Here is a 16116-nt window from a genome sequence, read left to right on the forward strand (position 1 = left end):
CTATAAGGCTCTGCCGGGCTACGGATTGTTTGTTTGAAACAGGATAGGGACAGGAAACATATGTCAGGATTCGACGATCGTAAAAAGGGACGCGAAAACAAATTCGCCCATGAGCAGGAGCAGGAGTTCCGCATCATGGCGCGTCGCAACAAGCTGATCGGCCTGTGGGCTGCGGAGCTGCTTGGCCTGAGCGGCGAGGACGCCGAGGCTTACGCCAAGGAAGTTGTGATCGCCGATATGGAAGAGAAGGGCGATGAGGATGTGTTCCGCAAGATTCGCGCCGATCTCGATGCGAAGAATGTGGAAATGTCCGATCATCGCATCCGCCGCCAGATGGAAGAACTGCTGGCGGTCGCGCGCGAGCAGGTGAAGTCGGGCAACTGATCGGGCTGCGGCGGCGGCAGGCCGCGCGGCGCTCCTTTGCATGAACTCCTCGAACTGAAAGAGGCGCAATTTCCTGCGCCTCTTTTATTTTGTCCGTATGGGAGCCGATTGTCGCCTAGTCGCCGAACACGCGGCGGAAGATCGTATCCACATGCTTGGTGTGATATTCAAGATCGAACACGCCCTCGATCTGCTCCGCGGTCAATGCCGCCATCACTTCCGCATCGGCTTTCAGAAGCTCCATGAAATCCGCCCCCTCGCGCCAGACGCGCATGGCGTTGCGCTGCACGAGGCGGTAGCTGTCCTCGCGGCTGACGCCGGCCTGCGTCAGCGCCAGCAGCACGCGCTGCGAATGGATGAGGCCGCCGAGCTTGTTCATGTTGCGAAGCATGTTTTCAGGGTAGACCACCAGTTTCTCGATCACCGAGGTGAGGCGGGCGAGCGCAAAATCGAGCGTGATCGTCGCGTCGGGGCCGATGCCGCGCTCGACGGAGGAGTGGGAGATATCCCGCTCATGCCAGAGCGCGACGTTTTCCATCGCCGGGATGGTCGCCATGCGGACAAGCCGGGCAAGACCGGTGAGGTTCTCGGTCAGCACAGGGTTGCGCTTATGCGGCATGGCGGAGGAGCCTTTCTGCCCCGGCGCGAAATATTCTTCCGCTTCCAGAACTTCGGTGCGCTGCAGATGGCGGATTTCGACGGCGAGCCGTTCGATCGAGCTTGCGATAACGCCCAGCGTCGCGAAGAACATCGCATGGCGATCGCGCGGAATAACCTGCGTCGAGGCAGGCTCGGGCGTCAGGCCAAGCGCCGCCGCGACATGCTCCTCCACAAAGGGATCGATATTCGCAAAGGTGCCAACCGCGCCCGAGATGGCGCAGGTCGCGATATCCTTGCGGGCATTGACGAGGCGTTCGCGGTTGCGCGCGAATTCCGCATAAGCCTGCGCCATCTTGAGGCCGAAAGTCACCGGCTCGGCATGGATGCCGTGCGAGCGGCCGACGCAGACATCATCTTTATGCGCATAGGCTTTCGCCTTCAGCGCGGCGAGCAGGGCGTCGAGATCTTTAAGCAGGATATCGGCGGCGCGCGTCAGCTGTACGGAGAGGCAGGTATCGAGAACGTCCGAGGAGGTCATGCCCTGATGCACGAAGCGCGCCTCATCGCCGACATATTCGGCAAGGTTGGTGAGAAAGGCGATGACGTCATGCTTGGTCTCGCGTTCGATCTCGTCGATCCGGTCGATATCGAAATTGCCGCGCTCCCACACCGCTTTTGCGGCGGCTTCGGGGATGACACCGAGCTTCGCCTGGGCATCGCAGGCATGCGCCTCGATCTCGAACCAGATACGGAATTTGCTTTGCGGCTCCCAGATCGCAGTCATTTCGGGGCGGGAATAACGGGGAATCATGGTGGCTATAACTTTCTGACATCGAAGAATGGAAGAAGGCTGACCTAGCAGAGCCGGCGCAGAATCTCAAGTCGCAAACGGCGAAGCAGGCCGTATTCTTCGGAATCTACACGGAGCGGGTAATGCCCCCGTCAACCCGGATGTTCTGACCGGTGATATAGGCGGCGCCGCTTGAGGCGAGGAAGGAAACCGTCGCCGCGATCTCATCCGCCGTGCCGTAGCGCTTCATCGGAACGCTGTCGCGGCGTTCATCGGTCGCCGGCAGGCTGTCGATCCAGCCCGGCAGCACATTATTCATACGGATATTGTCGGCCGCATAGTCGTCGGCGAAAATCTTGGTGAAGGAGGCGAGGCCGGCACGGGCGACCGCCGAGGTCGGGAACATGGCGCTTGGCTCGAACGCCCAAGCCGTCGAGATATTGATGATGGCGCCGCCTTTCTGCGTCTGCATGACAGGCGCAACCAGCCGCGTCGGCCGCACGACATTGAGGAAATAGGTATTAAGCCCCGCATGCCAGTCCTCATCGGTAAGGTCCAGGATGGGCTTGCGCGGCCCGTGACCGGCGCTGTTCACGAGCACGTCGATGCGGCCCCAGCGCGAAAGCGTGCCATCGATGAGCCGCTTCAGATCGTCCGTCGACTGGTTGGATCCGGTAACGCCGAAGCCGCCAAGCTCACTCGCCAGCGCCTCGCCCTTGCCGGAGGAGGAGAGGATCGCAATTTTGAAGCCATCCGCCGCGAGCCGGCGCGCCGACGCCGCGCCCATGCCGCTCCCGCCTGCCGTGAGGACCGCAACTTTTTCTCCTGCCATCTCTGCCTCCTTAAAAAACGATTCGGCGCCATTGACGCCTAGACGAAGCTATTGCAGACGGACAGCCCCGGCCAGATTAAATTGCGGCGCGCCAGTATCCTGCTCAGATCAGCCCGCGCGATTTGAAGCTCAAGACCTCCGAATGGCCGACGATCAGATGATCATGGACGCGGATATTGAGCGCGGCCGCCGCCTTAACAATCTCAAGCGTCATGTCGATATCGGCGGTTGAGGGCGTCGGATCGCCCGAGGGGTGGTTGTGGACGAGGATGATAGAGGTCGCGCCAAGCTCAAGCGCGCGCTTGACTACTTCACGCGGATAAACGGCGGTGTGATTGACCGTGCCGGTCTGCTGCACCTCATCGGCGATCAGGTGATTCTTGTTGTTGAGGAAGAGGAGGCGGAACTGCTCGATCTTCTGCTGGCCCATCGCGCCCTGGCAATATTCAAGCAGCGCCTGCCACGAGCCGATGACGTTTTTCTTCTCGATCTCGGCGCGGAGCAGCTTCTCGCCAAGCGTCTCGGCGACCTTCAGGGTAGCAATCACCGCATCGCCTGCGCCCTCCACTTTACGCAGCTCCTCGACCTCCGCCTTCATCACCCGCGAGAGCGAGCCGAAGCGGGCGAGGAGGGCTTTGGCGAGCGGCTTGGTGTCGCGCCGGGGCGAGGCGGCAAAGAGGAGATATTCGAGCAGCTGATAATCGGCGAGGGAGCGTGCACCGGCGCTCAACACCTGCGCGCGCATCCTTTCGCGGTGTCCCGCCCGCGGGTCCATCTTGCGATCCAGATCTTTGATGTCGGGCGCGGGCCTTTCAGCGAAGGCGTCAATCGCGGTGTCCGACTGGCCGGAGGCGGCCTGCAAAGATTTGGTCTCAGATGTCATACGGCGGCTTGTCCAGTCCCTTCGGTGACAGGGTGAAAATCTCATACCCCGTTTCGGTGACGCCAATGGAATGTTCGAACTGGGCGGAGAGCGAGCGATCACGCGTGACCGCCGTCCAGTCGTCATCCAGCACTTTCACCTGCCAGGTGCCGAGATTGATCATCGGCTCGACGGTGAAGATCATGCCCGCTTTCAGTTCAATTCCTTCGCCGGGCGTGCCGTAATGGAGGATGTTCGGAACATCATGAAAGACGCGCCCGACGCCATGGCCGCAGAAATCGCGCACCACCGAGCAGCGCTTGCCTTCGGCGTAATTCTGGATCGCATAGCCGATATCGCCTGTCGTTGCGCCGGGTTTGATCACCTCGATGCCGCGCATCAGGCATTCATAGGTTATGTCGATCAGCCGCTGCGCCTTGATCTTCGGCTTGCCCGCGACATACATGCGGCTGCTGTCGCCATACCAGCCGTCAAGAACCGGCGTCACGTCGATATTCAGGATATCGCCATCTTCGAGCTTCTTCGGGCCGGGGATGCCGTGGCAGACAACATGGTTGATGGAAATGCACACCGATTTCGGATAGCCGCGATAGTTGAGCGGGCCGGAGATGGCGCCGCGAGAGGCGATAAATTCCGCGCAGATGCGATCCAGCTCCTCCGTCGTGATGCCGGGGACGACATATTCGGTGATCATGTCAAGCGTCTCGGCGGCCAGACGGCCGGCCTTGCGCATTGCCTCGAACGCCTCGGGACCATGCAGCTTGATCACGCCGGTATTGCGCTCCGGCGCGGTTATACTTGTTTCATATTTCATCAGGACACATCATTTTTTGGAAATTATACGTCAAAGCGGATCGCAAGGAAACCTGGGAATGATCGGAACCGGCGATCCGAGCCTTATCTCTTCGGCCGATATGTGGCAGTCATAGCATAAAATTTCAACTCCGGCGGCTTTTGCGCGATCGAACGCCTCGGCATAGGCAGGATCGATATCGTCCGCGAGGCGAAAGGAATGGCAGTCGGTCCGCTGGATCAGGTAGAACATGACGGCCCGCGCGCCGCGCGCCGCGACATTCGCAAGCTCGTGAAGATGCTTGGTGCCGCGCGCCGTCACGGCATCCGGAAATTCACCGTATCCCGGCTCGCGCGCCAGCGTCACATTCTTCACCTCGACATAGCAGTCGGAGCGTTCGGGCTCCTGAAGCAGGATATCGATACGCGAGTTTGCGCCGTATTTCACTTCGCGGCGAAGCTCGCTATAGCCGGCAAGCTCCGGCACCCGGCCGTCCTTGATTGCCGCCGCAACGATGGCATTGGGGTGCGCCGTGTTGACGCCGATGAGCGCATCTCCGACCGCCACCAATTCCCAGCTATAGGGGAGCTTCCGCGCCGGATTGTCGGAGCGCGACAGCCAGACGGTGAGGCCCGGTTCATTCAGCCCCATCATCGAGCCGGAATTGGCGACATGGGCGGTCACCACCCGGCCATCGGCAAGTTCGACGTCGGCGAGAAAACGTTTATAGCGCTTGATCAGCGTCGCTTCTTGAAGCGGCGCCGGGAATTTAAGAGACATAATAGGCTTTCAGGATTTGAAATTTGCTGATGCTCTTTGTAATCGCTTTGCTATGATGGGGGCAAGCCCCCGGCAGCAACAGTCTTCGCTAGGTACCTCCATGTCGCGCCCAACTGACACCCGCCCGCAAACGATCGTCACCGCCGCCATCCTCGTCATCGGCGACGAGATCCTGTCGGGGCGGACGCAGGATAAAAACATGGCGTGGCTCGCCGTGCGGCTGAACGAGCTTGGCGTGCAGCTGCGTGAGGCGCGCGTCGTTCCGGATATCGAGGCGGAGATCGTCGCGGGCGTGAATGCGCTTCGCGCCCGCTATGATTATGTGTTCACCACCGGCGGCATCGGCCCGACGCATGACGATATCACCGCCGATTCCATCGCCGCCGCGTTTGGCGTCGGCATCGACTATCACCCAGAGGCGATGGCGATCCTGACCCGTCACTATGAGATCAGCGGCATCGAGTTTAACGAGGCGCGAAAGCGCATGGCGCGCATTCCGCTTGGTGCAACGCTCATCAACAATCCGGTCAGTAAGGCGCCCGGCTTCAATATTGAAAATGTCTATGTCATGGCCGGCGTTCCGACCATCATGCAGGCGATGTTCGAAGAGATTGCGCCGGACCTCAAGGGCGGGGCGAAGATGCTAAGCCGGACGATTGGCGCAGGGCTGCCGGAGGGGCGTGTCGCGGCAAAGCTCGGCGAGCTGCAGGCGCGTTATCCGACCGTCTCCATGGGCTCCTATCCCTATTTCAAGGAAGGTTCCGTCGGCACCAACCTGGTGCTGCGCTCGGTCGACAGGGAAGCGCTTGATGCGGCGTTTGAGGCGCTCTTTGACTGGCTGGCCCGTGAGGGCGTCGTCGCCGTCGAGACAAGCTGATCGCCGCCGCCGTCATGCCCGCCAGGGGCCGTCATGAAAAGACGCCGCGGCGCATTAATTCCTTGTTTCCGCACAGTGCTTTCGCTAGGGTTCACTCGCCGCCCGCATGGTGAAATGGTAAACACAGCAGACTTAAAATCTGCCGCCCGCAAGGGCTTCCCGGTTCAAGTCCGGGTGCGGGCACCATCGCTCATATTGACGCGAAAGGGCGCGCGCGATGCGCTGCGAAAGATCGCCGTTGCCTGCCGTGATGTCTGGATAAATACCGGTTCTGCAAAAATGGTGAGCCCGACAGGATTCGAACCTGTGACCCATTGATTAAAAGTCAATTGCTCTACCGACTGAGCTACGGGCCCCCATATGCAGGATGCGAGGATGCCGGCCGGGAAGCGGCCGAAAGCGTCGCAATGCGGCTGCAACATAGGGTCGTTGCCGCCAATGGTCAACACAGTTTTTCATTTTTTAAGCGCTTTTAAAAAAGCCGTTATTTAGCATTTGACGGTTTTAATTATGGACGCCCCGGCGGCAAAATGGCAAAAAGCGGAGCAATCAAGTCAAACCAACGAGGGAACGGATGATTTCAAAATTCCTGTCGCGGATCTTTATGCTTCTCGGGCTTGCCCTTGCCGGCGCGCTGCCGCTTTCCACGGCGAGCGCCGCCGACCTTGAAAACACGCTTTATCTCGATCTCGTTTACGGCCGGGTGGTCATTGAACTGCGCCCCGACCTTGCCCCCAACCATGTCGCACGGATCAAGGAGCTGACGCGGGAGGGCTTTTATGACGGCGTCAAATTCCATCGCGTGATCGAGGATTTCATGGCCCAGACCGGCGATCCGACCGGCACGGGCACGGGCGGCTCGGGCCGCAAGCTGCGGGCGGAGTTCAACAACGCGCCGCATGTCCGGGGCGCGGTTTCGATGGCGCGGGCAAACTCCCCGCATAGCGCCGACAGCCAATTCTTCATCGTCACCGCCGATTCCCATTTCCTCGACGGCAAATACACCGTCTGGGGCACGGTGATTGAGGGGATGGAATATGTCGATCTCATCAAGAAGGGCGTCGGCAAAAGCGGCATGGTCCCGGGTGAGCCGGACATCATCGTGAAAATGCAGGTTGCCGCTGACGTGAAAGAGTAGGGCAGCTACTCGCTAAAATAAGGACGGCGCGCCCACAAGGCCCGCCGTCTTTTTTATCCTTTTCACCCTTTCGCGGGCGGATTTTTCGCGAACCAGTCGACAATCGCGGGCATGTCCCGCTCAAACCCGCCCGGGATATAGAGATTGAGAAAGCGCGTCGGCGCGTCCGTGAGATTGGCGAAATCATGCGTCACGCCTGCGGGCACACGAATGAAGCTGCCGGCCGGCGCATCCTGCCGCTTCCCATCGAGCCAGAAGGTCGTCACCCCTTCCAGCACGAAGAAGATGTCATCTTCCGTCTCATGGGCATGCGGGCCGGAGCCTTCCGTCTGCGGCTCGAGCCGCCATTCGGAGATGGAGTATTCCGCGCCCGTCTCCGCTTCATCGGCAAAGAAAATGCTCTGCATCCCGCCCATGTCATAGCGCCGCCCGCCGCCGGGCGGGAGGAAAATCACTTTCTGACGCGGCGCATTTACTTCGCTCATCTTTTATCTCCCGAACGGGCAGGGATCAGACGCAGCGCCCGCCGTCCACTTCAAGCGCAACGCCGGTAATGAAGGAGGCATCGTCGGAGGCCAGCCAGAGCGCCGCGTGAGCCAGATCGCGCGGGGTGTTTTCGCGCCCGAGCGGGATGGAGGAGACGAATTTGGCGCGGATCTCCTCGGTATCGACGCCGCCCATAAATTCGACCGACATACCGGTGCTCGCAAAAACCGGGCAGAGGGCGTTGACCCGCACCTGCTTCGGCGCCATCTCGAGCGCCATGGATTTCGACATGGTGACCACCGCCCCCTTGCTCGCGTTATACCAGGTGAGGCCGGGCCGCGGGCTGAGCGCCGCCGTCGAGGCGATGTTGACGATATTGCCTTTCGTCTCAAGGATATGCGGCACAATCGTCTTCGTGGTGAGATAGAGGCTCTTCACATTGACGTTGAAGATTTTGTCGAATGTCGCCTCATCGACATCGAACATCGAGCCGTTGCGCTGCGGGAATCCCGCATTGTTCACCAGCACGTCAACCCTGCCGAACGCCTTCAGCGTCGCCGCTGTCATCGCGTCGAGATCGGCCACGCTCGTCACATCACATTCCGCCGAAATGGCGCTGCCGCCGGCATCCGTAATGCCCTTGCAGACCGCAGTTGCCGCTGCGCCGTTCAGATCGCTCACCACGACTTTCGCGCCCTCGCTCGCGAACAGCTCCGCCATTGCCTTGCCAAAGCCCGAGCCTGCGCCGGTGATGATCGCTACTTTATCTTTTAATCGCATCTCAAATTCTCCCGTTTGATCGCGAGATAGTTCAACTTTCAACTGCAATTGGCAAGAGCGGCGGGCAAAATTTCTGCAAATATTTGCCGCGCGGAAGGAGGAGGCGCGGGGCGATCGCCCTCTCGCGCCCGCCGCGTCCGGTCCGGGAAGGAAGCGCTTCTCTCATCTTACAGAAATTTCATAAGACAGCATTACCTCTTCGTGATACTCTCCCCCTTGCTGACGGATATGGGCTATCGCCCTGATTTTTCGCCGTTTTTTAAATCAGTTCTGGACAAATGTTTAAAAAATCCAATCCCGACGACGCCCCCGGTAGCGGCGGCAAAAAAACCATTCTCGTTGATCCGCCGCAGAAAGTCCGACCGCTCACGCGACTGCGAACCTATTTCCTGACGGGCATTGTCGTGACCGCGCCGATTGCGATCACCATCTACCTGATCTACGCCTTCGTAACCTTCGTCGATGCCAATATCACGCCGCTCATCCCGGCGCGGTACAACCCGGAGACTTATCTGCCCTTCAGCGTGCCGGGGCTCGGTGTTGTCATCTCGGCGGTCGCGCTCATCCTGATCGGCTTTCTTACGGCCAACTTTCTTGGCCGGACGCTGCTCTCGTTCGGCGAGCGGATCGTCGGTCGCATGCCGATCATCCGCACCATCTACAATGCGCTGAAGCAGATCATGGAAACCATGATGGCGCAATCCGGCACCTCGTTCCGCGAGGTGGTGCTCATCGAATATCCGCGCAAAGGGCTGTGGGCGCTTGCCTTCGTCACCAGCAGCGCGCGGGGTGAGATCAGTGATATCAGCGATGACGAGGTGATCAGCATCTTCCTGCCGACGACGCCGAACCCGACCTCGGGCTTTCTCCTCTTCATGCCACGGCGCGACATTATCTTTCTCGACATGACGGTGGAGGCGGGGATCAAGCTGATTATCTCGGCCGGCATGATCTGGCCGGAAAATGTGACGGAAAAAATGCGCGAAAGGGAAGCGGAGAGCGCCAGGGTTCCTTCGGAACCCGCAGCGGACGGGCCCGATTCCCCCTCAGCCTGAGAGATTCTGGATCGCCGCGTCGCGCTCGAAAAGATAAAGCAGGAATTTAAGCGCGATTCCGCGCGGCGATTTAAGCTCGGGGTCTTTCTCCAAAATCAGCCGCGCATCGTCGCGGGCGATGGCAAGCAGCCGCGAATGGGCCTGCAAATCGGCGAGACGGAACTCGGGAAGGCCGCTTTGCTTTGTGCCCAAAAGCTCGCCCGCTCCGCGAAGGCGCAAATCCTCCTCGGCAATGCGAAAGCCGTCCTCGCTTTCGCGTAGGATAGCAAGCCTCGCCTTCTGCGTGGCCCCGAGCGGCGGGGCATAGAGCAGCAGGCAGACACCGGGAAGCTGCCCGCGTCCGACCCGGCCACGCAGCTGATGGAGCTGGGCAAGGCCGAAGCGCTCCGCATGCTCGATGATCATGACGGTCGCCTCCGGCACATCGACGCCAACCTCGATCACCGTTGTTGCGACCAGGATACTGATCTCGCCCGCCATAAAGCGGCGCATGGTTTCATCCTTTTCCTCAGGCTTCTGGCGGCCGTGGATCAGCCCGACGCGATCGCCGTAAAGATGCTGCAGCATCTCGAAACGCTCCTCCGCCGCGGCGACGTCGAGAAGCTGCGATTCTTCCACCAGCGGGCAGACCCAATAGATGCGCTCCCCCGCCGCCAGCTTGCGCTCGAGCCCTTCGGCGACGCTGTCGAGGCGCGAGAGGTCGATGGCGCGCGTCTCCACCGGCTGGCGGCCCGGCGGCTTCTCGGCGATCACCGAAATATCCATATCGCCATAGGCGGTGAGGGCGAGGGTGCGCGGGATCGGCGTTGCGGTCATCACCAGCACATCGACGCCGCCGCCCTCGCGCCCCTTGGCGCTGAGCCTGAGGCGCTGATGCACACCGAAGCGGTGCTGCTCATCAATAATGGCAAGGCCGAGATCGTGAAAGCGGACATCCTCCTGGAAAAGCGCATGGGTGCCGACGACGATATCGATCTTGCCTTGCTCCAGCCGCTCCAGCACCTCGCTCCGTTTTTTGCCCTTCAGCCGACCGGTGATGATCTCTGTTTTCAGCCCTGCCGTTTCGGCGAGCGGCTGGATGGCATTGAAATGCTGGCGGGCGAGGATTTCCGTCGGCGCCATCAGCGTGGCCTGCGCGCCGGTCTCGACCGCCACCGCCATGGCAAGGAGCGCGACCACCGTCTTGCCGCTCCCGACATCGCCCTGAAGGAGCCGCAGCATGCGGTGCGGCGCGGCCATGTCACCCGTGATTTCAGTGAGCGCCTGCATCTGCGCGCCCGTCAAGCGGTAGGGGAGTGCGCTTTTGATCTTGTCATACAGCCGGCCATCGCCCGCCATGGCGCGCCCGGGCTTGCGTTTCATCCGCCGCCGCACCAGCTCGAGCGCAAGCTGGTTGGCGAGCAGCTCATCATAGGCAAGGCGGGCGCGCGCCGGCGCATCGCGCGCGAGATCCTCCTCGCTCCTGGGATGGTGCGCGGCGAGAAGGCTTTCCTTCCAGCCCGGCCATTTCTCGCGCGCCAGCAGCGCCGGATCGAGCCATTCGGGAAGCTCGGGAAGGGTGGCAAGGAACTGCCGCGCCGCCTTCACGAAGGTGGCATTCACCAGCCCCGCCGTCAGCGGATAGACCGGCTCATTGAGCGGGATGCTGTCCGCCGCTTCAATTGGCGCCACATGATCGGGATGGGTCATCTGGTAGGCGCCGCCATATTCCTCAAGCCGCCCGCTCACCAGCCGCTCCGCCCCCTCCGGGAGCTGCTGGCGGAGATATTGCTCCCGGCCGTTGAAATAGGTGAGGGTGAGCGCATCGCCCCCGGCGCGGGTACTGATGCGATAGGGCGCGCGGCGATTGCGGGAGGGGAAATGCTGCTCCACCGTGACGCGGATCACGATCTGCCGCTCAAGATAATCGGCCGAGAGATGATCGACCCGCTCCCGCGTCAGCAGGCCGCTCGGCAGGTGCCAGAGCAGATCGACGATATTCGGCCCGGCGAGCTTCTCGATCAGCGCGCCCGTGCGCGGCCCGATGCCGTTCAGCCGGGTTGCCGGAGAAAAAAGCTGATACAGAATCTCAGGTCGCACGCATCCCCCGCCGCTGCTGTTTGGCGCCATTGTGGGGGCCGCGCCCGGCAAGGTCAATGCCGCATCGAAATCGCTGGAAAATTGCGACTAACTGCTGACAGGGCCGGCGAGACAGGCTATATGCTACCCATCCCAATGAGATAAAGAAGCCCATGACCGAAGATATTGCCATCCGCCGTAAACGCCTCATTCACCGCTCGCTCTATACCGGCATGAAGGAGACGGACCTGCTGCTCGGCGGTTTCGCCCGCAAATATCTGGACGGTTTCACGGCTGATGAGCTTGATATTTACGAATCCCTGCTCGATGCCGGGGACCCCAATATCTATGTCTGGGCGGTCGGGCGCGAGCCGGTGCCGGCGGAGTATCGTTCCAGCGTCATGGACAAGCTGATGGATTACGGCCAGAACAATCTGGCGCGCAAAAGCTGAGAGTTGATGAACGGACCCGATCTTGCAAATCTCTGCCGCCGCCTTCAGGTTCTGGCGGAGAAGAGGGCGGCCTTCCGGCTGGAGTCGGTGCCAGAGGGCTATGACGCCTGGCTGCTCGGCTCCTTTGCGCGAAGCGCGGATCGCGATCTTCTCTTCGTCCTTCGTGATGACGTGCGCATGGCAGCAAGCGAGGCGGCGCTCGCTTTCTTCGCCCCCGATGTCGAGGTCATCAGCTTTCCGGCCTGGGACTGCCTGCCGTATGACCGCGTCTCACCAAACGCCGAGATCGTCGCGCGGCGCATGACTGCGCTCGGCCGCATGACCGAGAAAAGCGAAAAGCCCCGCATCTTCCTCACCACGCTGAACGCGCTGACCCAGCGCGTGCCGCCGGTTGCCATGGTGGCGGGAAGCCGCCTGAGCGTCCGCGTCGGTGAACGGATCGAGGCAAAGGCGCTCATCGATTATCTGGTGGCCAACGGCTTTTCGCGCATCGGCACGGTGATGGAGCCGGGCGAATTCGCGGTGCGCGGCGGCCTCATCGATATTTTTCCGCCGGGCGCGGAAAATCCCGTCCGGCTCGATCTTTTCGGTGATACCGTCGATGCCATCCGCAGTTTCGATGCGCTCACTCAACGCTCCATCGGCACGCTCGATAAGCTCGAATTCACCGCCGCGTCTGAATTCCTCCTGAGCGATACGTCAGTTGCGCTCTTCCGCTCCCGCTATCGTCAGCTTTTCGGCGCGGTAACGGGGGACGATCCGCTCTATGAGGCGGTCAGCGAGAAGCGCCGCCATGCCGGCATGGAACATTGGCTGCCGCTCTTTCACGAGCATATGGCGACGCTCTTCGACTTTCTGCCCGAGGCAGTGCTGTTCCTCGATCATATGCTGGAGGAGGCGAAAGAGGCGCGCATTGAGACGATCCGCGATCATTTCGAGGCGCGCGAGGAAGCGCGCGCGGCGCAGGGCGGCGACTACAAGCCGCTGCCGACGGAATATCTCTATCTCACCCGTGACGAATGGCAGGCGGCCCTGGCGACGCGCGGCGTCGGCCAGCTCTCGCCCTTTGCGAGCGGCGCGGCGGAGGAGACGGTCATCGATGCCGGCGGCCGCGCCGGCCGCGATTTTGCGCCCGAGCGCGCGGCGCATCAGGACGGCGGCCTCTATGCCGCGCTGAAAAGCCATATCATTGCGCAGCTTGGCGACAACAAGCATGTCATCCTCAGCTTCTTCAGCAACGGATCGCGGGCCCGCAACAAGATTGTCCTCAGCGATCACGGGATTTCGCCGCTTCGCGAGATCGACACATTTGATGAGGCGACCGGCGCAAATGTGCCGCTGCTCGCGGTCCTGCCCATCGAAGCGGGGTTTGAAGCCCCGGGTTTCGTCGTCATCGGCGAACAGGATGTGTTCGGCGACCGGCTGGTGCGGCCGCGCAAATCCTCGAAGCGGCAGGAGAATTTCATTGCCGCCGCCTCGCAGCTCTCGCCCGGCGACTATGTCGTCCATGTCGATCACGGCATCGCGCAGTATGAGGGGCTGACCACCATCGAAATTTCCGGCGCGCCGCATGACTGCGTGACGCTGCTCTATGCGGGGGGCGACAAGATCTACCTGCCGGTCGAAAATATCGAGATGCTGTCGCGCTATGGCGGCAGCGACAGCGCCGCGGTGCTCGACAAGCTCGGCGGCTCCGGCTGGCAGGCGCGGAAAGCCAAGCTGAAAAAGCGGATCATGGAAATGGCCGATCAGCTGATCCGCATCGCCGCCGAACGGCAGCTTCGCAAGGCCGAGGTGGTCACGCCGCCCGATGGGCTGTATGCCGAATTCTGCGCCGGTTTCCCATTTGAGGAGACGGAGGATCAGCAGAAAGCGATTGATGATACCCTGGATGATCTCGCAAGCGGGCAGCCGATGGATCGCCTGATCTGCGGCGATGTCGGTTTTGGCAAGACCGAGGTTGCGCTTCGCGCCGCCTTTACCGTCGCCATGACGGGGAAGCAGGTCGCAATCGTCGCGCCGACCACCTTGCTGGTGCGTCAGCATTACAAGGGCTTTCGCGAGCGCTTCAAGGATCTGCCGGTGCGCATCGCGCAGCTCTCGCGCATGGTCTCGGCGAAGGAGGCGAGCCAGACAAAGGCCGATCTCGCCGCCGGGCGGGTTGATATCGTCATCGGCACCCACGCGTTGCTCGCCAAATCCATCCGCTTCAAGGATCTCGGCCTTGTCATCATTGATGAGGAGCAGCATTTCGGCGTTGCCCATAAGGAGCGGATGAAGGAGCTTCGCGCCAATGTCCATGTGCTGACGCTCACCGCAACGCCCATCCCGCGCACGCTGCAGCTTGCCATGACCGGCATCCGCGATCTCTCCATCATTGCGACGCCGCCGGTTGATCGCCTCGCCATCCGCACCTTCGTTCTGCCGTTCGATCCCGTCGTGCTGCGCGAGGCGCTGCTGCGCGAGCATTATCGCGGCGGGCAGAGTTTCATCGTCTGCCCGCGTCTTGCGGATCTACCCGATATCGGCAATTTCCTCCGCGAGCATGTGCCGGAGGTGAAATATGTCACCGCCCATGGCCAGCTTGCCGCAAAAGAGCTCGACAGCGTGATGAACGCCTTCTATGACGGCGCCTATGACGTGCTGGTGGCGACGAATATCGTCGAATCCGGCCTTGATATCCCGTCCGCCAACACGCTGATCACGCACCGCGCCGATATGTTCGGCCTTGCCCAGCTCTACCAGATCCGCGGGCGCATCGGCCGCTCCAAGACGCGGGCCTATGCCTATCTTACGCTGCCACCGAGAAAGCGCCTGACCGACGCGGCGGAGAAGCGCCTTCGCGTGCTGCAGTCGCTCGACACTCTCGGCGCGGGCTTTACGCTGGCGAGCCACGATCTCGATATCCGCGGCGCCGGGAATCTCCTTGGCGATGAACAGTCGGGTCATATCCGCGAGGTGGGCTTCGAGCTTTATCAGGAGATGCTGGAGGAGGCGGTTGCGAACGCCCGCGACAGCGGCCTTGGCGCGGCGGTGGAGACGGCGGACAAATGGTCGCCCAGCATCAATATCGGCGCGGCCGTGCTGATCCCCGAAAGCTATGTCGCCGATCTCGATCTCAGGATGGAACTTTACCGGCGCATCGCCGCGCAGGAGACGCTCGACGAGATCAACGCCTTCGCCGCCGAGCTTGTCGATCGCTTCGGCCCGCTGCCGGATGAGGTCTCCCACCTCATCGAGGTGATGACCATCAAGCATTTCTGCCGCGAGGCGAATATCGAGAAGATCGAGGCCGGGCCGAAGGGCGCGGTGCTGAGCTTCCGCGGCAACCGCTTCGACAATCCGGCCGGTCTTGTGCAGTTCATCTCGCGCGCGCCCGGCTCAACCAAGCTCAGGAGCGATCACAAGCTCGTCCACAGCCGCGACTGGCGCCACCCGGAAGACCGGTTGAAAGGCGTGCTCTGGCTCGCCGAAAACCTGGTGAAAGTCGCGAAAGCCGCCTGAGGCGGCCTATTCCGGCGCGCCGCCCGCCAGATCCTCGGCGGCGATTTTATCGAACACGGAATGAAAAACGTCCGGATCCTGCGCGCCCGAGAGCGCGTAGCGGCCATCGATGATAAAGAAGGGAACCCCGCTGATCCCCATCTCACGGACGCGGCTGTCCTCGGTGCGGATAAGATCCTTGTCGGCGTCTTTTGCCAGCAGCTCGGCGACGAGATCGGCGTCCATGCCGGCTTCGCGCGCGGTTGCGACCAGCACCTCCGCATCTCCGATATCCTCACCTTCCAGGAAATAGCGGCGGAACAGGATCTCGACCACCTCATCCTGACAACCGGCGGTATGCGCCCAGCGGATCAGCCGGTGCGAATTCAGCGTATTCGGCGTGCGCTTGATATCATCGAATTTGAAATCAATATCAAAGGCTTGACCGGCGATCTTGACGTTATCATAGATCTGTTTCGCGCGCTCCGCACTGCCGAATTTCCGGGCCGTGAAGGTTTCCCGGTCGGCCCCGCCTTCGGGCACTTCAGGATTGAGCTGGAACGGGTGCCAGGCGATTTCGACCGCAAGATCGGGCCGCGCCGCAAGCGCCGCTTCAAGTTTGCGCTTGCCGATGAAGCACCACGGGCAAACGGTATCGGAGATAATATCTATTTTCATCTCCTGACTATAGGGCCGGCGCGCGGGCGCGGCAAGAAGCGTTGGAA

General features: G+C 61.4%; 15 protein-coding genes and 2 tRNA genes. 7 read left to right on the forward strand and 10 right to left on the reverse strand.

The genetic code is table 11. From position 1 onward, the window contains the following. Positions 1-60 precede the first annotated feature (60 nt). Positions 61-384, forward strand: coding sequence for a DUF1476 domain-containing protein (locus V7Z56_RS09290; RefSeq protein ID WP_334129137.1), 324 nt, complete (start codon positions 61-63; stop codon positions 382-384). Positions 385-499: 115 nt separating this feature from the next. On the opposite strand, the gene purB is transcribed toward V7Z56_RS09290, so the two are convergent. The 5 genes from purB to sfsA all read right to left on the reverse strand — a co-directional run bounded on the left by purB (position 500) and on the right by sfsA (position 5062). Beyond that, positions 500-1795, reverse strand: coding sequence for an adenylosuccinate lyase (purB, locus tag V7Z56_RS09295; protein WP_334129138.1), 1296 nt, complete (start codon positions 1793-1795; stop codon positions 500-502). Positions 1796-1901: 106 nt separating this feature from the next. Continuing rightward, the gene (locus V7Z56_RS09300) at positions 1902-2606 is read right to left on the reverse strand and encodes an SDR family oxidoreductase (RefSeq protein ID WP_334129139.1); all 705 of its coding nucleotides are present in this window, start codon (positions 2604-2606) and stop codon (positions 1902-1904) included. Positions 2607-2709: 103 nt separating this feature from the next. Next, entirely contained in the window at positions 2710-3489 is a 780-nt protein-coding gene (gene radC, locus V7Z56_RS09305; protein ID WP_334129140.1) for a RadC family protein, read from the reverse strand. Continuing rightward, positions 3479-4303 (reverse strand): type I methionyl aminopeptidase, encoded by an 825-nt coding sequence (gene map, locus V7Z56_RS09310; RefSeq protein ID WP_334129141.1) that lies wholly within the window; start codon positions 4301-4303, stop codon positions 3479-3481. Before map ends, radC begins: the two co-directional genes overlap by 11 nt. A gap of 30 nt (positions 4304-4333) precedes the next feature. Further along, positions 4334-5062: a DNA/RNA nuclease SfsA gene (sfsA, locus tag V7Z56_RS09315; RefSeq protein WP_334129142.1), complete on the reverse strand. Its 729-nt coding sequence runs from the start codon at positions 5060-5062 to the stop codon at positions 4334-4336. Positions 5063-5162: 100 nt separating this feature from the next. On the opposite strand from sfsA, the gene V7Z56_RS09320 reads away from it, so the two are divergent. Together V7Z56_RS09320 and V7Z56_RS09325 are read left to right on the forward strand one after the other, a co-directional pair. Beyond that, a complete protein-coding gene (locus tag V7Z56_RS09320; protein ID WP_334129143.1) occupies positions 5163-5939 on the forward strand; it encodes a competence/damage-inducible protein A in 777 nt (258 codons plus the stop codon). 100 nt (positions 5940-6039) lie between these two features. After that, a tRNA-Leu gene (locus V7Z56_RS09325) sits at positions 6040-6125 on the forward strand. A gap of 94 nt (positions 6126-6219) precedes the next feature. On the opposite strand, the gene V7Z56_RS09330 is transcribed toward V7Z56_RS09325, so the two are convergent. Further along, positions 6220-6295, reverse strand: a tRNA-Lys gene (locus V7Z56_RS09330). 248 nt (positions 6296-6543) lie between these two features. Between V7Z56_RS09330 and V7Z56_RS09335 the strand changes: the two genes are divergently transcribed. Next, complete coding sequence (locus tag V7Z56_RS09335; protein ID WP_443023784.1) at positions 6544-7077, forward strand: peptidylprolyl isomerase; 534 nt, start codon at positions 6544-6546, stop codon at positions 7075-7077. A gap of 62 nt (positions 7078-7139) precedes the next feature. Here V7Z56_RS09335 and V7Z56_RS09340 read toward each other — a convergent pair whose 3' ends face one another. Then, the gene (locus V7Z56_RS09340; protein WP_334129145.1) at positions 7140-7562 is read right to left on the reverse strand and encodes a cupin domain-containing protein; all 423 of its coding nucleotides are present in this window, start codon (positions 7560-7562) and stop codon (positions 7140-7142) included. Positions 7563-7587: 25 nt separating this feature from the next. Next, positions 7588-8343 (reverse strand): glucose 1-dehydrogenase, encoded by a 756-nt coding sequence (locus V7Z56_RS09345; RefSeq protein ID WP_334129146.1) that lies wholly within the window; start codon positions 8341-8343, stop codon positions 7588-7590. A 278-nt stretch (positions 8344-8621) separates the two neighbouring features. On the opposite strand from V7Z56_RS09345, the gene V7Z56_RS09350 reads away from it, so the two are divergent. Beyond that, positions 8622-9398, forward strand: coding sequence for a DUF502 domain-containing protein (locus V7Z56_RS09350; RefSeq protein WP_334129147.1), 777 nt, complete (start codon positions 8622-8624; stop codon positions 9396-9398). Here the strand turns inward: V7Z56_RS09350 and recG are convergent. Continuing rightward, positions 9390-11477: an ATP-dependent DNA helicase RecG gene (recG, locus tag V7Z56_RS09355; protein ID WP_334129148.1), complete on the reverse strand. Its 2088-nt coding sequence runs from the start codon at positions 11475-11477 to the stop codon at positions 9390-9392. The two genes, V7Z56_RS09350 and recG, sit on opposite strands and share 9 nt — an antisense overlap. 152 nt (positions 11478-11629) lie before the next feature. Here recG and V7Z56_RS09360 point away from each other — a divergent pair, with 152 nt between their 5' ends. Both V7Z56_RS09360 and mfd read left to right on the forward strand, forming a co-directional pair. After that, positions 11630-11908, forward strand: coding sequence for a succinate dehydrogenase assembly factor 2 (locus tag V7Z56_RS09360; RefSeq protein ID WP_334129149.1), 279 nt, complete (start codon positions 11630-11632; stop codon positions 11906-11908). A 6-nt stretch (positions 11909-11914) separates the two neighbouring features. Beyond that, on the forward strand, positions 11915-15412 hold the full coding sequence (gene mfd / locus V7Z56_RS09365; protein ID WP_334129150.1) for a transcription-repair coupling factor: 3498 nt from the start codon (positions 11915-11917) through the stop codon (positions 15410-15412). Between the two features lie 6 nt (positions 15413-15418). Here mfd and V7Z56_RS09370 read toward each other — a convergent pair whose 3' ends face one another. Next, a complete protein-coding gene (locus V7Z56_RS09370) occupies positions 15419-16069 on the reverse strand; it encodes a DsbA family oxidoreductase (RefSeq protein WP_334129151.1) in 651 nt (216 codons plus the stop codon). Positions 16070-16116 lie beyond the last annotated feature (47 nt).

The sequence above is a fragment of the Sneathiella sp. genome (assembly GCF_036844445.1).
GTDB lineage: Bacteria > Pseudomonadota > Alphaproteobacteria > Sneathiellales > Sneathiellaceae > Sneathiella.